The organism is Kosakonia quasisacchari, assembly GCF_004331415.1.
GTDB classification, from domain to species: Bacteria; Pseudomonadota; Gammaproteobacteria; order Enterobacterales; family Enterobacteriaceae; genus Kosakonia; species Kosakonia quasisacchari.
In genome coordinates, this window is sequence record NZ_SJOP01000031.1 from 1 (window position 1) to 14317 (window position 14317).

At 55.6% G+C, this 14317-nt stretch carries 23 protein-coding genes; all 23 read right to left on the reverse strand.

Annotated elements, in window-relative coordinates; genetic code table 11:
* A partial coding sequence (locus tag E0L21_RS25115) for a hypothetical protein (RefSeq protein WP_208430934.1) occupies positions 1–183 on the reverse strand: 183 nt, incomplete at its 3' end.
* A 78-nt stretch (positions 184–261) separates the two neighbouring features.
* Positions 262–456, reverse strand: a complete 195-nt coding sequence (locus tag E0L21_RS22845) for an ogr/Delta-like zinc finger family protein (RefSeq protein ID WP_017459926.1) — start codon at positions 454–456, stop codon at positions 262–264.
* A 78-nt stretch (positions 457–534) separates the two neighbouring features.
* Positions 535–1671, reverse strand: a complete 1137-nt coding sequence (locus tag E0L21_RS22850; RefSeq protein ID WP_131413555.1) for a phage late control D family protein — start codon at positions 1669–1671, stop codon at positions 535–537.
* A complete protein-coding gene (locus E0L21_RS22855) occupies positions 1671–2129 on the reverse strand; it encodes a phage tail protein (RefSeq protein WP_131413557.1) in 459 nt (152 codons plus the stop codon). The genes E0L21_RS22850 and E0L21_RS22855 overlap by 1 nt, the downstream gene beginning before the upstream one ends.
* 14 nt (positions 2130–2143) lie before the next feature.
* Positions 2144–3976, reverse strand: coding sequence for a phage tail tape measure protein (locus E0L21_RS22860; RefSeq protein WP_131413559.1), 1833 nt, complete (start codon positions 3974–3976; stop codon positions 2144–2146).
* A complete protein-coding gene (locus E0L21_RS22865) occupies positions 3969–4088 on the reverse strand; it encodes a GpE family phage tail protein (RefSeq protein WP_131413561.1) in 120 nt (39 codons plus the stop codon). Before E0L21_RS22865 ends, E0L21_RS22860 begins: the two co-directional genes overlap by 8 nt.
* Before the next feature lie 32 nt (positions 4089–4120).
* Positions 4121–4402, reverse strand: coding sequence for a phage tail assembly protein (locus tag E0L21_RS22870; protein WP_131413564.1), 282 nt, complete (start codon positions 4400–4402; stop codon positions 4121–4123).
* A gap of 59 nt (positions 4403–4461) precedes the next feature.
* A complete protein-coding gene (locus E0L21_RS22875) occupies positions 4462–4980 on the reverse strand; it encodes a phage major tail tube protein (RefSeq protein WP_131413566.1) in 519 nt (172 codons plus the stop codon).
* Positions 4981–4992: 12 nt separating this feature from the next.
* Positions 4993–6174 (reverse strand): phage tail sheath protein, encoded by a 1182-nt coding sequence (locus tag E0L21_RS22880; RefSeq protein WP_131413568.1) that lies wholly within the window; start codon positions 6172–6174, stop codon positions 4993–4995.
* 322 nt (positions 6175–6496) lie between these two features.
* A complete protein-coding gene (locus tag E0L21_RS22885; RefSeq protein ID WP_131413570.1) occupies positions 6497–6937 on the reverse strand; it encodes a tail fiber assembly protein in 441 nt (146 codons plus the stop codon).
* A gap of 2 nt (positions 6938–6939) precedes the next feature.
* Positions 6940–7905, reverse strand: a complete 966-nt coding sequence (locus E0L21_RS25300) for a phage tail protein (protein WP_165501943.1) — start codon at positions 7903–7905, stop codon at positions 6940–6942.
* A 130-nt stretch (positions 7906–8035) separates the two neighbouring features.
* Positions 8036–8620, reverse strand: a complete 585-nt coding sequence (locus tag E0L21_RS22895) for a tail fiber assembly protein (protein WP_131413572.1) — start codon at positions 8618–8620, stop codon at positions 8036–8038.
* Positions 8620–9597, reverse strand: coding sequence for a phage tail-collar fiber domain-containing protein (locus tag E0L21_RS22900; protein ID WP_131413575.1), 978 nt, complete (start codon positions 9595–9597; stop codon positions 8620–8622). Before E0L21_RS22900 ends, E0L21_RS22895 begins: the two co-directional genes overlap by 1 nt.
* A 156-nt stretch (positions 9598–9753) precedes the next feature.
* The gene (locus E0L21_RS22905) at positions 9754–10362 is read right to left on the reverse strand and encodes a phage tail protein I (RefSeq protein WP_131413577.1); all 609 of its coding nucleotides are present in this window, start codon (positions 10360–10362) and stop codon (positions 9754–9756) included.
* Positions 10355–11263 (reverse strand): baseplate assembly protein, encoded by a 909-nt coding sequence (locus tag E0L21_RS22910; protein ID WP_131413578.1) that lies wholly within the window; start codon positions 11261–11263, stop codon positions 10355–10357. Before E0L21_RS22910 ends, E0L21_RS22905 begins: the two co-directional genes overlap by 8 nt.
* Before the next feature lie 4 nt (positions 11264–11267).
* Entirely contained in the window at positions 11268–11615 is a 348-nt protein-coding gene (locus E0L21_RS22915; RefSeq protein WP_131413579.1) for a GPW/gp25 family protein, read from the reverse strand.
* Positions 11612–12247, reverse strand: a complete 636-nt coding sequence (locus tag E0L21_RS22920; RefSeq protein ID WP_131413580.1) for a phage baseplate assembly protein V — start codon at positions 12245–12247, stop codon at positions 11612–11614. The genes E0L21_RS22915 and E0L21_RS22920 overlap by 4 nt, the downstream gene beginning before the upstream one ends.
* A 77-nt stretch (positions 12248–12324) precedes the next feature.
* Entirely contained in the window at positions 12325–12792 is a 468-nt protein-coding gene (locus E0L21_RS22925) for a phage tail protein (RefSeq protein ID WP_131413581.1), read from the reverse strand.
* On the reverse strand, positions 12755–13000 hold the full coding sequence (gene lysC / locus E0L21_RS25305) for an Rz1-like lysis system protein LysC (RefSeq protein ID WP_235855286.1): 246 nt from the start codon (positions 12998–13000) through the stop codon (positions 12755–12757). Before lysC ends, E0L21_RS22925 begins: the two co-directional genes overlap by 38 nt.
* Complete coding sequence (gene lysB, locus E0L21_RS22935) at positions 12888–13313, reverse strand: Rz-like lysis system protein LysB (protein WP_131413583.1); 426 nt, start codon at positions 13311–13313, stop codon at positions 12888–12890. The genes lysC and lysB overlap by 113 nt, the downstream gene beginning before the upstream one ends.
* Positions 13310–13819 (reverse strand): lysozyme, encoded by a 510-nt coding sequence (locus E0L21_RS22940; RefSeq protein ID WP_131413584.1) that lies wholly within the window; start codon positions 13817–13819, stop codon positions 13310–13312. The genes lysB and E0L21_RS22940 overlap by 4 nt, the downstream gene beginning before the upstream one ends.
* Positions 13794–14024, reverse strand: coding sequence for an HP1 family phage holin (locus tag E0L21_RS22945; RefSeq protein ID WP_131413585.1), 231 nt, complete (start codon positions 14022–14024; stop codon positions 13794–13796). The genes E0L21_RS22940 and E0L21_RS22945 overlap by 26 nt, the downstream gene beginning before the upstream one ends.
* Positions 14015–14218 (reverse strand): tail protein X, encoded by a 204-nt coding sequence (locus E0L21_RS22950; RefSeq protein WP_020454780.1) that lies wholly within the window; start codon positions 14216–14218, stop codon positions 14015–14017. Before E0L21_RS22950 ends, E0L21_RS22945 begins: the two co-directional genes overlap by 10 nt.
* Positions 14219–14317: the final 99 nt, after the last annotated feature.

Here is a 14317-nt window from a genome sequence, read left to right on the forward strand (position 1 = left end):
CACAGAAAAGCGCGTCCTGTAAGTAATCCCGTCAACAGATTCTGGTGTCGAATTTTTATCTTTGGGTTTCCTTCTCACAAAACGGGCAGACGCTTCTTTTAAGGTTTCGTTATGTCTCAAGGGTGAAGCCAGGGCACTTTCTGTATCAGCGTTTTTTACTTTCTGTGATCGCACCGTGCCCACGTCACTATCTTTTCATTACCCGCTATCGATGCCGAAATAAAAAACCTGCTGACGCAGGCTTTTGAGTATTTCGCCGAATTATTTCCCGGCGTGGGACGCGCTCACTTGCAGCGCCGGCGGACGGACAATATAACGCGCCAGCGACTCATGGGTGACGAACGTACAACCGCAGTGAATATTCTGGCACTGATGGTAGCGCTCTTTGGTTTCAGAACTGAGGTAGCGACTGGAGCGCGCGTGCGCCGCTTGTTGGCATACCGGGCAATGCATCATGGTGGTTTCTCCCTCGTGTATATGCCAGCTATATTATCTCTTTAACTCGCAAATGCAAGTTAAAGAATGCATTTGACACTACTCTTCCACTTCATATTCAACACCATCAACTCGCACCTCCAGCTCCAGTTGGCTAATAAAACCATTACTATTAATGCCATGTGTCACTTTTTTAATCACCCAGGGTGTGTTGTTGATCGCATCTTTAAAGCCCGAAACATACACAGGGCTTTCTGCGGAGATATCGGTGCGCCCCTGAGCGAGAGTGAGCGTAAATTTTGCCGCATTACGCTGGATCTCTTGCCACTGCGCTTCTGCAGCCCGCATGGCTTCATCTTTAGACGCGTACGTCGTCGGCAGGGTAAAGACATTATCTTTTGAGCCAGCGGTGTAATCCGTCGCTTCTCGTTTTGCATCGCTGGTTGTCGCGGCTTTGCGCGTCAGTTTTATCTGCTTCGTCTGCGCTTTTGGCGCTTTGGTATCTTGCCAGTGGGCAATAACACCGCTGTAAGCTGCGCGATCGGCAAGGGTAAACTCGTGTGAATCGCCATCGCTGCGGGTGATCGTTACGGAAGGAACAATCTTGCCGCCCCGAACGCACATGCCTGGAACAAGGAAAATCAGCGTACCTGATTTCACGGCGATTTCGGCACCGTTGCGAGTTGCCAGCCGGGTAAGAAAGCCGATGTCGGACTCATTAGACTGGTCGATATGGGCGATTTTTATATTTGCCAGCGCTGGCGCGACACTGGCGCTCAGTGAATTACGCCAGGCGATATCTTTGACTACTTCGCCAAGCGTTGTGTCATGCCATGACCACTCTTTTGGGCTATTCATATTGCCGCGAAAATCGACGCTGCGGCCGGTAACAATCACCTGATCCGGCGTCCCCTTGTGCGTCACCTGATCGATGGTAAACGTACCCATATTGGTGAGCAGTTCTCCCTGCCGACCAATGGCGACGCTGACTTCATTACCGCGCTGCGGCATCTGGATTTTCCCGTCGGCATCATCCAGCGTTAGCGTTAGTGTATCGGCCTCAAACCCGCGATTATCGGTGACAGTTAACGCTATCAGGCGAGGCGCGATATCATAGGTAATGTCTTTTACTTCCTGTTTCTGCGCTTGCTGCGGATCGTGCTGTTTCTGCTTTAGCTTCAGCGTAAACAGGGGGACACTCGTTCGCCCCAAATCCTGGGTGAGTACGTCAATCATCACAGGTTCCCCAGCATATTCGTCGCGCTCCTGAGCAGGTGTTCACCCTGCTCCTGAAGGTCGCCCGCCAGGGCGACCAGCGATTCATCAACACGCGTGAGTTTCAGGGTGAAGTTGATTTTGCGCGGTGAACCGTCGCTGTAAAACTCAGAACCTTTTTCGATGACGCTGCTTATGACATACATGCCATAAATCATTCCAGTTCCGTCAATAAGCGGCCACGAACGACCTTGATCGGCCATCAGCCGGACCGCCGCGAGCGACAGCACACCGCCAGTCAGTTCCGGGTAGAGTGCGCCAGTGATATCAATGGTTTCTTCCCCAGGACCGAGATACTGGAACGCCGCGCGCTTACCCACGCGCGCGTTGTTCTTCCAGTTAAACGCTGAGGTACGATCCATATTCTGGAACGGCAGCGTCTGCCGCATGAAAACAAAAAGCCCCAATGCCAGCATCATAATGCGAACTCTCCTTACGGGTTGAATTGGGATAAGGCGTTGTTGCGCCGGTTGTCGGCATCCTGGCGGAACAGATCCTGCAAATAACGTTCGTTGTTGCTGCCCGGTGTGACATCGCCCTGTAGCGTGACGTTATATTCCGTACGGCTTTGGTCGAGGTAAGAACTCCCTGTAGACGGGCGCGCCATTTGATAGGCGTTGTACCCCGGTTGTGAACTGGTGGGCTGGATATAGCTGGATACGCCTCCTGTGGCGGGTTGCTCGATCGACGGTTTAAGCGCCAGTGCGGGTTTTTTATCGATAATGCCCAGCGTCTCCAGCAACCCCATGGCGCTCTCGCTGAGTGAACGGAAGAGGTTCAGTGGCCAGGTGAACGCATTAACAAGTGCTTTACCGACAGTCTGCCCGACATCGCCGAATTGTGTGAGCGTCTCCTCGCTGGCCTTGATTGGCGTCAGCAGCTCGCTGAAAGTGTCTTTCACCGTTTGCAGTGCACTGCCAATGGCATCGAAAACCGGCTGTAATGGCGCAAACATTTCTGCAATAGGGGCAAATGCCGCGACGATCCCCTCAATCACGCCGCTAAAAAAGGCGCTGATGGGCTCCCGGTATTTATAAATCAGCGCGGCTCCAGCGGCGATGGCGGCCACCACGGCAACAATTGGCCATGTGAGTCCGCCGATAACTGCCATGATCCCGCCACAAACGGTGGTAAACACGCTGCCAAAAGTCGTGGCAATGGTGATAAGTGTACTGATCCCTGTAAAGACCGGCGCAATCACGCTTGCGACAGTGCCGATTGCCCCGGCGATGCCGACGATCACCGTCGCAATCAGGCCAAAGCTTTGCACCAGCCCCTGGTTGTTTTGTACCCACTGCTGAAGCTGCCCGAGATAACCGGTCGCGGTCTGCACCAGCATGCGCAGCGACGACTCCTGGGTGGCGAAAATATCCACGCTCAGGGATTGATAAGCCGCCTGTAGCGCTTCTAAATCCGTGCCAAGATTGCCGGCATTATTCTGCATCGCAGCCGCCGGAGCAGGAGCGCTGGTACTATTGTTTCGGGCGGCGACAGCCGGTGCGAGGCTCCCCGCTCTCTGCTGCTGGCTTGCGGCTGCGGTGCCCGGCGCTGCGGTACGAGTTTGCAGTGAAGCGACAGCGCTGCCCGGTGTTGCAGGTGGCACGGCTGAATGCGTTTGCAGTGACGCTTCATATCCCGGCTGCAGCAATTTTTTACCAAGATTAATGCCGGTGGTCGCTATCGACATCCCGGTCTTGCCGACGGCGGATACTTTCCCCGCCACGCCCAAAATCGACTGTTGGCTCTCCTTGATTTTCACCAGCCGCTGCTGGCGGTTCTCCTGCTTTAACGCTTGCTGTTGGCTCGACAGCTGCTCGGTAGCGCTGCTGATGTTCTGCTGCAGGCGTTGTTTCGCTGTTGCAGGCGCACGGGTACTGATCCCCGCTTGTTGCAATGTTTGCCGCTGGTTTTTCACCGACTGGCGTAAACTGTCGTGCTGCTGTTTCAGCGCGCTCACGTTGGCACGTGCCTTATCCAGCGCAGTTATCTGCGCTTCACTGGGTTTATCGATTTTTTTCAGTTCGAAAGCCAGCGCCTGCGTGCTCGCTTTGGCGATCTTTAGCTGCTGGCTAACGCCGTTAAGTGCGCTTTGTGTGCGGGTAAATCCGTCAATCTGCGCAGCCTGGCTATACAGGCCACGCAGGTTTTTCTCCGTCTCTTTGATGCCGTCAGCCAGCGATACATTTGCCGTCTGCAGGGATTGAAAGGGCCGCTTCGCCTGATCAACAGCAGCGAGCAGGGCCTCGATATTAACGCTGTTACTCATACATGTTTCCGCTTCGCTGCAGCGCTTTTTCGCGCCAGGTGATGAGTTCGCTCAGACTCAGGGGGTAGAGCTCTGATGGCGGCCAGTGGAAGATCACCGCGATATCCGCCATCAGATCGTCAACCGACAGCCTGGCCGGAAAATTTACTGTCCCGAAGCTGGTGACAAAAAACCGACCACCTTGCCCGCCAGCGCAACCATATCGGCCAGATCCAGCGCGCCCACTTCCTGCTCGGTAAGCGAAGGCGAGGTAATACGCGGCAGCACTTTAATCAGCGCGTCTACTTCGGCATTTGCCACCGCCGCCAGACTCAGACCGCGCAGCGTACCGGCGTTGGGTTTCATCAGCGTAAGCGAGTCGATAAGCTGCTCGCCGCGTTTAATCGGGGTTTGCAGGGTAATGACGTTATCAGTTTCGTGGCTCATACAAATCCTCGTTGCTTTTGCGGGGGAAAACCCGGCCAGCCAGGCTGACCGGGTGGGCATTACAGGCCGATATTGCGGCGGTGCTGTTCGAGACGATCGACGCCGTTCACTTTTTCAACCATGTTGACGGTATCGATTTCCACCAGATCCTTGCCATCCATGGACAGCTTGAAGTAGGTGCAAACCACGGAGATTTTGGATTCCGTATCTTCACCCGGCTTGTTTTCGCCAGTGTCGATCTCTTTCTGGCGGCCACGCATAACCACTTCAACCGCCACCGTTTCACCGGTGTCATCGCGTTGGTAAGAGCCCGCGAAGCGGATCGGCACCGCGTCGGCACTGGTTGCGCCATACAGTTCCCAGATGGCTTCATCCGGGAAGCCGCCCAGCGACCACTCCATTGACATCGCCTCTTCATCGAGACCCATATCAATCGGTGCGACGCCATTCATGCCTGCACCGCGGTAGTTTTCCAGCTTGCGGGTCAGTTTCGGCAGCGTGATAGATTTGGCGACACCCTGGTAGCTGTAGCCATTGAGGAACACGTTCATGTATTTCAGTTTTCGCGGCATTGCCATTTATCAGGCTCCTTAATTGCTGTTAACCGAGGAAACCAGGTTCGCCAGGTACTTATCGGTGATGCGCTGGCGTAAGGTCAGGTTTTCCAGTGGCGGGACCGGCGTATAGTCATAATCGATATACAGTTTCCCGGCTTTCAGGGTTTCGGCGTCGTTCGCGGACTCGTCGAACCAGCAGGTCGCATCCACGATGTAACCGTTGCTTTTCAGCTCGCGGAATTTCGCGTTAATGCCATCGATGATGTCGCGGATAAGTGTTGCGGTAATCGGTTTGTCCACCGCCCACATATGCGCGTCTGCCATGGTGTCGGCAATGACCTGCGCGGTGCGGGTGTAGTTTTCAAACAGGAACAGCGGATCATCCGAGCAGGTACGGTTGCCCCAGAAACGGAAGCCGTCTTTACGAATCAGCGTAGTGACGCCTGCCTGGTTCAGCAGATCTGCATCGGTGCCGGATTCCTGCAAATCCCAGAACACCGGTGTGCTGATGCCGGTCACGCCGTTAACGCCGACGTTAGACAGGGTTTTGTGCCAGCCAACAGACTGGTCGATATAAGCGCGCAGGCCGAGTGCGCGCGCAGTGGCATATGCCGTGGTACTGGCGTTAGCGACGGTATCCCAGGCGAGGAAGTCCGGCCAAATCACCATCAGCTCGCGCTGGCTGAAATTCTCGCGGTACTTAATCGCTTCCGAAATGGTTTTGCAGCCCCATGCGCTGACGTAACCGAAAGCACGCAGCTTCTGGCAGATGGGGGCCAGCGCGGTTGCGACTTCCTGGGTGTCGTAACCCGGCACGCCAAGAATACGCGGTTTCACGCCGGTCACCGCTTCAGCGGTCAGCAGCGCTTTCAGGCCGGTGTATTTCCCGTTTGCATCGGTAGTGCCGATGATGTTGGAAATCGTCTGCGCCTGGGCATCGTCGCCGCTACCTTCCGCGACACGTACCACAACGATCACCGGTTTCGCCTGATCGGCAATCGCCTGTAAGGACGATGCCAACGTACCTTTGGTGCCCGCTTTGGCAATGGCGCTTTGCACGTTAGTGATAAGCACCGGTTCATTCAGTGGAAAGGTTGCCGCATCGGCGTCGCTGGCCGTACAAACCATGCCGACGATGGCGGTTGAGACAGTGGAAATGACGCGTGTGCCGTCGTTAATTTCAACGACCTGAACGCCATGATGGTAGTCACTCATCCGTTTAACTCCGTGGTGTTGGGGTGAGAGCTATTTTCCCGAACGCAGCGCTAACGCGCTATTTGTCGGGGTTGGCGTGGGGATGAAACAACACGGTAGACAAAAAAAACGGGCCGGGGCCCGTTGGATGTTGTTTGTTATTGCGGTTTTTCCGGCCAGTGAAAATTCGTTATTGAGGCTTGAGGTGGGGATATCCTGAATATCCTATTCACGACCGAATATTTTCTTGCATGTATACACCCCGATAACAATCACCCCGTAACTGCCTGGATAAAATGCATCAAAGCGGTGAAGGGCGTTGTAACCTCCACTGCGTCTGATCTCAACTGACCTGAGCGCCTGGCAGGACAGGCCAGTTAATGTCCGGTGCGGTTGACACGTCCAACGCGTTCACCGCGTCGATGTAATCCAGCACAGTGTTCAGTTTCGTCGTTTCTGTTTCTGTCAGCGTTCTGCCAGCCTGTAGCTTTAGCTGGATGACGCTGATGGACTGCATTGCTGTATCAACGAGTTTCTGCCTGTTCAGCTCAGCCGCCGCGACAAATTGCTCGAGAGTTGGTGGCGGTACGTCATCCCAGACAGGCATCCCCTCATTATCTGCTATGCGCCTTTTCCCTTCAGGAGGGAGGCCGGTATAAGTTAAAAAAACATTTTCCGGCACTTCAATAGCATCAGGAGGCCATGCGCCTGAGACTGAATACCCGCTCTCTAAATCAGCGTCATAAAATAAATTACGCAATGGACTATAAATATATTTAGGCATTATCAGTACCCCATCATCCAGTAAGTTGCTGTCTGTAATCGTGTCGGCACATGCGGGTAAGCGGCATTCGAAACGTCGCGGAAAGTTGCTGTAAATCCTGTTACGTCACGAGGCCCAAATGAGGCGCTAAATCCTCCATTTGTAGTATCTAATCCGGTAAGAAGACCGCCAAGAATGCCGCCGGGGAAAACAATTGGATAGGTTGTAGCACCTGTTACTCCGGTTCCTCCATTTGAGACCGTCCCCCATTGCAGGATTACTGTTCTTATGGTGTTGCCATCTTTCATCGGAAATTTTAAATACCCTGCATCCGCAACAGACCCCGTTATTCCATTGCGTTCTGCCGCTGCTCCCAAACCAAGATTTTTGAGAGCCTCATCAACGAGCCCCGCCGATTGCAGCTCTTTTAAGGCTTTGCTAGTTAGCAGATATTGAACGTGAGGGTTTGCTGATGAAAGGTGTTGTTTCACCAGCTCGTCGGAATAGGCTTTTACCTCGATAACTTTATCGTCGACATATTTACGCGTCGCCAGCACCACCGACGGGTCGATTTTCAGCGTTACCGCCGCCGTTGACGAAACAATCAGCGCCATACGAATCGTCTGCGTGCGGCCACTGCCTTCCTGTAACAACGGCTTGTACGTTTCCGGGCAGTTGGCGATGGCAATCAACACGCCATCGTCATCAAAAAGCCCCATTTCGCGGATCCAGTAACCCCCTTCGTTTTCCGGGATCACCTGTTCGGCAATGATCTGATTTGTGTTGGCCGTATCGACAGTGAGCGTGTTCACCGCACCGATGCGCTTCTGGTTGAGCAACTGGGTTTGTGTGGCGTCGGGCGTTGGCAGGGAACCATTGCCGTCGCCGACGGCCATTTGTGTGATATGGATTTGCGTGCCAAGCGCGGTGGCTGCTGCCAGCTTCGCTGCACCTTGATTGGTCAGAATGGCGTAATATTTCGCGGTCATGCGTTCACTCTCAGTTGTCGGAAACGTGGGCACTATTTTCCGGTGAGCGCATCGGGCAGGGCTATCGGTTGGGGTTGGTTTGCAGGCAGGACAACTGCAAATGAAAAAACGGGCCGTAGCCCGTCTGGTGTTATTGCGGCTGTTGCGGCCAGTTGATATTCGGTGCCGTTGCGGTATCCACCGCCTGGAGCAGCTTGATGTACTGCAACCAGGCAATCAGCCGGGCTTTATCGTCATCGCTGATGATGCCGAGCTGCAACTCGGTCTGCCACAGGCTGATGGTGTTTTTGGCTTCGTTGAGCAGTTGTGTTTTTTGGGCTTCTGCGATAGCAATCAGCGCAGCTTGATCGGTCACCCACTGGCTACCATCCCACTTGTCATAAGGCGTTGAAGGGGCAAGCGGTGTGACATCCGCAGGATAATTGCCTAATTCGGTAATTTCTCTTTTCTGCTTCGTATTGATGTCATACACCGTCTCGCCACGATGATCGGGAACGTACTCCCAGGCATCCAGCGCAACAGTGCGACAGATAGCGAAGCCCGCTTTACTCTCTCCCGGTTTTTCGATAGTGGAGAAACGAGGAATACCGAGACCAATAGCCAAATACTCTTCTGATGGCGCGAGATATTCACGGGTCGTTTCACGGTAATGATAGACGGTGATGTAACCTGCTTTGATTGCAATCAGGTTGTCGTTCAGTACGGCTTGTTCCATTATGCTGCCCTCATGATGTAGTTAAACGCAATATTGCGTGGACGTGTTTCTGAAGCGACGCGTGCGCCGCCGCCGACACCATTCGTGGTCGACCAGGTTGAGTTATCGAGTGAAAAGAGTGAAGGTCCACCTCCTCGGTCAGTATCTACGAGCGGTAAAATGGTGAAGTAGTCATGGGTATGTTGTTGCACCGCATCGCTTTGCCATTGCCCTAATGCCCTGTTTGCATCCACGTTGCGTCCGTTATCCCAGCCGCGAATAAACTCACCACGAAGATCGGGTAGACTCCCCGTGGGAAAAAGCGATGCCAGAATTGGGTATTTTGTTTTGTCAAATGCGGAGCCATTACAGTTGAACCAGCCAGTTGGCGGGGTCGCGGCTGGATAAGGAATCGGCACGCCGACAGGAAGGTAGTTATTGATATCCGAGACTGCGAGATATTGTGGATGCGGGTTTGCGGCAGCCAGATGAGCGGCAAGAAGAGTATCGGCATAGCCTTTCACCTCTCTCGCTTTATCATCCGCATACTGGCGCGTGGCCAGCACCACCGATGGGTCAATTTTCAGCGTCACGGCTGCCGTTGATGAAACAATCAGCGCCATGCGAATCGTCTGTGTGCGTCCGCTGCCTTCCTGCAACAACGGTTTATAGGTTTCCGGGCAGTTGGCGATGGCAATCAGCACGCCGTCATCGTCGTAAAGGCCAATTTCACGGATCCAGAACCCGCCTTCGTTTTCCGGGATCACCTGTTCGGCAATGATCTGATTGGTGTTATTCGGATCAACGGAGAGGCGGTTCAGCAGGGCAATTCGCTTCTGGTTAATCAGCTGAGTTTGCGCCGCATCGGGCGTGGGCAGTATGCCATTGGCATCGCCGAGCGCCATCTGCGTAAGGTTAAGCTTTGTGCCAAGCGACGCGGCGTTCGCCAGCTTCGCGGCCCCCTGATTGGTCAGAATGGCAAAGAATTTTGCAGTCATGCGTTAACTCTCAGGTTGTTGGGTGATGAATCAGTGCAGAAGTCATTTTCCGTTCAGCGACAGGCGAACGCTATCAGGCGGGGTTGGCTGCCCGCTGGCACAACGAGGCGGGTAAAAAAAAACGGGCCGCAGCCCGTTTTGTCTGATGTGGCGTGGTTAAGAGATGATGACATCATCAATCAGGTGAACCGCTGAAGCAGGGTAATACTCACCGCCGACCGTGATCTCTTCCGGTGTGTAGGGGTAGACGGTCAGCTCTTCGCCCAGGTAGCAACCGGCGCCGACATAAAACTCTCCGTTGCTGCTCAGGCTGATGTTTAGCCCGGTCAGGTGGCGACTCGCCGGTTTGGCATCATTAATCAGCCGCTCCAGTTCGAGGTACATCTCTTCGGTAATGCCGTTCTCCTGCACGCCAATCACCAGTTTAAAGGTGCCCGGTTCGGCGTTGTCCTCCCACCATTCGCGCAGCTCAATCAGAAAACCGAGCGGCTCAACCACCCGGCGCAGCGCGCTGCGCGTACCTTTGTGCTGATGAACGAAGAATGAAGCGGTAATCACTTTGCGCTTGGTCGCTTCGGGCCAGTTAAAATCCCAGCGGTCGACGGAGAGCGCCCAGGCCAGATAAGGCAGCAGCTCCGCCGGGCACGTTTGTGGATCCCACAACGTGCGCAGCGGCACCGGCACGCGCTCAATGTCTGCCGCCGCTTTTGCCGCTGCCACCTCAAGAACGGATGAGCCAACAGGCAACAGACGGTCATCACTCATCAGTGCCTCCGGCGGTAATGCTCCAGGCTGTGCAGTAAGAGGCCTGATTTTTTGCCAGCACCAGATCGCTTTGCGGTGTGCTCAGTTCTACCCGCTGTACGCCTTCGACATGCAGCGCGGCGTAAATCGCCGACTGGCGGATATCGCGCCCTAAACGCCGTTGCGCGTTGATATAGGCTTTTAGCTGCTGTTCAGCCACCTGGCGAATCGGTTCCGATTCCGGCCCTGGGTAGAAGTAGAGCGTGGCATTAATCTGGTAGGGCACAATCTCCGCGCTTTGCACCGTCACGCGGTCGCCCACCGGGCGCACATCTTCGGCGTTTAGTGCTTTATTCACGATGGCGATCAGTTCATCGCTGGCACTGCCATCTCCCTCGCGGGACAGCACGGAAATGGTGATATACGCCGGGTTCGGGCTGATGACCGAGATATCGGCAACGCGTCCATCGGCGCTACGACCATGGTACTCGTAAGCGCCTTCCGGCCCGGCGACGCTAAGCCCTTCAAACGCTTGTTGCGCGCGAAGACGCAGATCTTTATCAGACTCCATCACCGCTGGTGTTGGTGGAATGGTGCTGTCGTCGGCGGGCGAAATCACCAGCCGTGCTGTGTTGCTGTTGGCGGCCATTACATCCAAATCGTTGCCGGCGGCGTAAGCCAACATCACCGCGCGGGCCGCTTCGTTAACGCGGCTGCGCCACATCACTTCACGGTAGGCGTTCTCTTGCAAAAACTTGGTCAGCGGTTCGGACTCCAGCGCCAGCGTGCGCGCCAGTGCTTCTTGTTCATCGGCGGGAAGCAGGGAAATCAGCGTCGCTTTGCGGTCGTTGAGGATAGCCTCATAATCAAGCTCCTCGACCACATCCGGCGCCGGCAGTTGGCTCAGATCGATAATCGGCATGGTTTTAACTCACTGGAAGGGTTAACGAAAGGGATTCGCCGGTGCTGGCGAGTTGCGCGGTCAGGTTGACCAGCAATTTGCCGTCGAACTGGCGCTCGGTGGTGACCGCGCTTAGCGTGATGCGCGGCTCCCATTTCAACAGCGCCATGTAACAGGCGGCCTGGATTTGCAGCGTCAGCGCCGGGGTTTGCGGCTGGTCGATCATCTCAAACAGCAACGAGCCGTAATCGCGGCGCATTACTCTGGAGCCTATCGGCGTGCGCAAAATATCGCTGATGCTCTGGCGGATGTGCTCGGTGTCGGTAAGACGCTTGCCGGTGCTGCGGTTTAACCCGCTGTAACGAACTGTCATAAAGGCGCTCCTGTTGTGCCGCCGCTGTCGCCGGGGTGTTTATGGGTATGCAACACTTTGCCGTTGGAGGTCAGTGAACCGCCGCTGTGCTCGATGTTGCCGCTCATCGTGCCGCCTTTTTGCACCTCCAGCGTGCCGGTGATGAGCTTGTTGGTGCAGACCACTTCCGGCGTATCCAGCGTGATGCGGGTAGTGGCGGTCACCCGCACGTCCGGCACGGTGGCGGTTAGGGATTGCGAGGCGCTGATGGTGGCGGTTTTAATGCCGCTCACCGTTAACGCGCTGGTTTTCGGTTCATATTCGACGACAGCGCCATCGGGAAAGGCGACATGCAAGGCGTCGGCGGATGCCGAAGGGGCCGGATTGTCATCGGAGAAGATCCCCGGCAGCACGAACGCGGTGTCGAGTTCGCCGCCGACCGCCAGCAGCAAAACCTGTTCGCCAACGGAGGGTGCCCACCAGCTCCGTGAATGTCCGGCGCGGTGCGTTAACCATTGCAACCATTGTGTTACGAGGCCACCGGTCTGCACCCGGCAGCGCCCGCTGTTCAGATCGATATCAACGATTATCCCGGTGCGGATCATATTGCGCAGCAAACGGGCCAGTTCCTGAAGCGAGAGTTGTCTATTCATAACGGAAATCATCCTATGCGTGACGGGCGTTGAGAAACGGACAAGGCTGTCCGGTTTTTGACACAACGCAGGGCGATTCAGGCAGGCCAGCGGCTCACCAGCTCACCGTTGATATAAAGCTCGGTCGGGCGAGTCACAAACGCGGGTGGCAGCGGTTCCGGCAGCGTTTCAGCATTCAGCGTACCGTCAATTTCCGTCACTCTGGTGCGCTCAGTTAGTTGCAGCACCATTGTCAGATCCTGCGTGCTATCGGTATTCGCTACCAGCGACCAACTGAAGCTGCCTTTGCGACCGGCTTCGGTGGTGAGGATGTCGGGCTGGTTATCACGTAGCCATGCCATCACCGGCACAAACAGCGCATCGATATCACCGGCAAAACCGCTGACGGCGACATTGAGGCTGAACTGTTTTTCAAATGACAGAGAGCTGGCGAGGGTGGCGGTATTACTGCCTTTGTCCACCCACAGGCGCAGCATTGAGGGGTTATCGCGCAGCGCCGGAACGGCGTCAGTCAGCGCGGTGCGCAGCGTATTGGGTTTTAGCATTGATCTCATCCTGGCAATGTTTAAGGGTTTCGACCTGGAGCGCACACTGTTCCAGTGCGAGCTCCAGCCGGCGGATATCGGCGCTCAAATCGCCGTTAGTTTGCGGAGTACTTCCCGGCATCGGACACAGGCTGACCAGCGGGCAACTGTTGTAAACAGTGACCGGCGGAAGGGCAGGCGGGGCGCTGGTGCACCCGGCGCACAGCATCAGGTAACTCAGCGCTGTACCAGCGGCGAAACGCGTCATTTTCATTGAGTAACCTCGTAATAGATTGTTCGCGCCGCACCGCTTGCGTGCTGGCGGCATCCAGTTGTAAACGCAGTGCGACCTGCGCCTGCTGGTTTTTATCTGCCAGCGTTGTGGCGGCGCTCAGTTGCGCTTTTAGCTGCGTAATGGCGCTGTTTTGCTCACGCGTAAGCTGGCGGGATTGCGCCAGCGAGGCGCTCAGCGAGTGGTTTTGCTGCACCAGCCATAACAGGCCGAGCGAGGCTATCAGCAGGGCAATGAGGCGAACATTCATTGCGCCCCCTGCAGGCACCAGCCGCGTTCGCGCTGGCGGCGGTTTTCCAGCCCGGCGTTACGCACGCCCTTGATAAACACCCAGCGCGGCAGCTGATCGCAGGCCTGTTGCCACTGTTTTTTGTTGAGAAAATAAACCAGCGTTGAGCGGCAAGCCGCGCCGCTGCCAACGTTAAAGGTGAAGCTGACCACCGCGTCATACACCTGCGGCGGCATCGTTACCGGTGCGCACTGTGCCAGCCTGCTCTCAACCTGTAATACGTCGGCGACAAGGTTGCTCGCCGCCTCTTTTTCACTGATATCGCGCGTTGGTATAACGCCCGCAGTGTGGCCAATGCCGGATGTCCAGACTCCGGCGCTGCACTGGTAGGGGCGCAGGCGGCAACCTTCAAGATTGGCAATCAGCGCCAGCCCCTGCGGCGAGGTTTTCAGTAAGCGGAAATCTGGCAATAACACCGCCAGCGCCAACACCGCCGCCGCGCTACAGCGTTTTACGGGTAATCCCATTCATCACCTCCTGGGTTGACGCGCAGGTCTGGAGGAACAGATAGCTTTTGCGGCGGTAGTACCAGTTCACCGCCACGGTAACGGCAACGCCCAGCGCGCCAAAATAGGCGGCGAAGTCTTGCGGGGTCATGGCGCCAAAAAAGGTCAGCGCCACGCTTATCCAGTACGCCAGCGATGAGGTGACTTTTTCGATGGTCAGCCCCATAGATTCACCGTCTCTTTGATAGTTTGCGTCTGTACTTCCGGCAGGTTGACCGTGGTGCCATAAGGCAAAATAACGCCCAGATCGGCGAGCCCTGGGTTGGCGGCGAGCACCGTTTCGACCACTGATGCGGTACGCCCGTAATAACGCAGGCAAAGGAGGTCGAGGGTATCGCCTTGTTGTGTTTTCACATTCATCGTTCGCGTCTCTTTCCATCAGGAAGGTTTTTCCCCATGGTTAAGTTTCCTGACCACAGGCGATGGACGCTATCTTTCGGGGCTGGTTAAGCGCTGGCA

Excerpts from the sequence above, each read along its gene's own strand:
- E0L21_RS22845 (WP_017459926.1), bottom strand. The coding sequence starts at position 456 with ATGATGCATTGCCCGGTATGCCAACAAGCGGCGCACGCGCGCTCCAGT.
- E0L21_RS22850 (WP_131413555.1), bottom strand. The coding sequence starts at position 1,671 with ATGATTGACGTACTCACCCAGGATTTGGGGCGAACGAGTGTCCCCCTG.
- E0L21_RS22855 (WP_131413557.1), bottom strand. The coding sequence starts at position 2,129 with ATGATGCTGGCATTGGGGCTTTTTGTTTTCATGCGGCAGACGCTGCCG.
- E0L21_RS22860 (WP_131413559.1), bottom strand. The coding sequence starts at position 3,976 with ATGAGTAACAGCGTTAATATCGAGGCCCTGCTCGCTGCTGTTGATCAG.
- E0L21_RS22865 (WP_131413561.1), bottom strand. The coding sequence starts at position 4,088 with ATGGCGGATATCGCGGTGATCTTCCACTGGCCGCCATCAGAGCTCTAC.
- E0L21_RS22870 (WP_131413564.1), bottom strand. The coding sequence starts at position 4,402 with ATGAGCCACGAAACTGATAACGTCATTACCCTGCAAACCCCGATTAAA.
- E0L21_RS22875 (WP_131413566.1), bottom strand. The coding sequence starts at position 4,980 with ATGGCAATGCCGCGAAAACTGAAATACATGAACGTGTTCCTCAATGGC.
- E0L21_RS22880 (WP_131413568.1), bottom strand. The coding sequence starts at position 6,174 with ATGAGTGACTACCATCATGGCGTTCAGGTCGTTGAAATTAACGACGGC.
- E0L21_RS22885 (WP_131413570.1), bottom strand. The coding sequence starts at position 6,937 with ATGCCTAAATATATTTATAGTCCATTGCGTAATTTATTTTATGACGCT.
- E0L21_RS25300 (WP_165501943.1), bottom strand. The coding sequence starts at position 7,905 with ATGACCGCGAAATATTACGCCATTCTGACCAATCAAGGTGCAGCGAAG.
- E0L21_RS22895 (WP_131413572.1), bottom strand. The coding sequence starts at position 8,620 with ATGGAACAAGCCGTACTGAACGACAACCTGATTGCAATCAAAGCAGGT.
- E0L21_RS22900 (WP_131413575.1), bottom strand. The coding sequence starts at position 9,597 with ATGACTGCAAAATTCTTTGCCATTCTGACCAATCAGGGGGCCGCGAAG.
- E0L21_RS22905 (WP_131413577.1), bottom strand. The coding sequence starts at position 10,362 with ATGAGTGATGACCGTCTGTTGCCTGTTGGCTCATCCGTTCTTGAGGTG.
- E0L21_RS22910 (WP_131413578.1), bottom strand. The coding sequence starts at position 11,263 with ATGCCGATTATCGATCTGAGCCAACTGCCGGCGCCGGATGTGGTCGAG.
- E0L21_RS22915 (WP_131413579.1), bottom strand. The coding sequence starts at position 11,615 with ATGACAGTTCGTTACAGCGGGTTAAACCGCAGCACCGGCAAGCGTCTT.
- E0L21_RS22920 (WP_131413580.1), bottom strand. The coding sequence starts at position 12,247 with ATGAATAGACAACTCTCGCTTCAGGAACTGGCCCGTTTGCTGCGCAAT.
- E0L21_RS22925 (WP_131413581.1), bottom strand. The coding sequence starts at position 12,792 with ATGCTAAAACCCAATACGCTGCGCACCGCGCTGACTGACGCCGTTCCG.
- lysC (WP_235855286.1), bottom strand. The coding sequence starts at position 13,000 with ATGCTGTGCGCCGGGTGCACCAGCGCCCCGCCTGCCCTTCCGCCGGTC.
- lysB (WP_131413583.1), bottom strand. The coding sequence starts at position 13,313 with ATGAATGTTCGCCTCATTGCCCTGCTGATAGCCTCGCTCGGCCTGTTA.
- E0L21_RS22940 (WP_131413584.1), bottom strand. The coding sequence starts at position 13,819 with ATGGGATTACCCGTAAAACGCTGTAGCGCGGCGGCGGTGTTGGCGCTG.
- E0L21_RS22945 (WP_131413585.1), bottom strand. The coding sequence starts at position 14,024 with ATGGGGCTGACCATCGAAAAAGTCACCTCATCGCTGGCGTACTGGATA.
- E0L21_RS22950 (WP_020454780.1), bottom strand. The coding sequence starts at position 14,218 with ATGAATGTGAAAACACAACAAGGCGATACCCTCGACCTCCTTTGCCTG.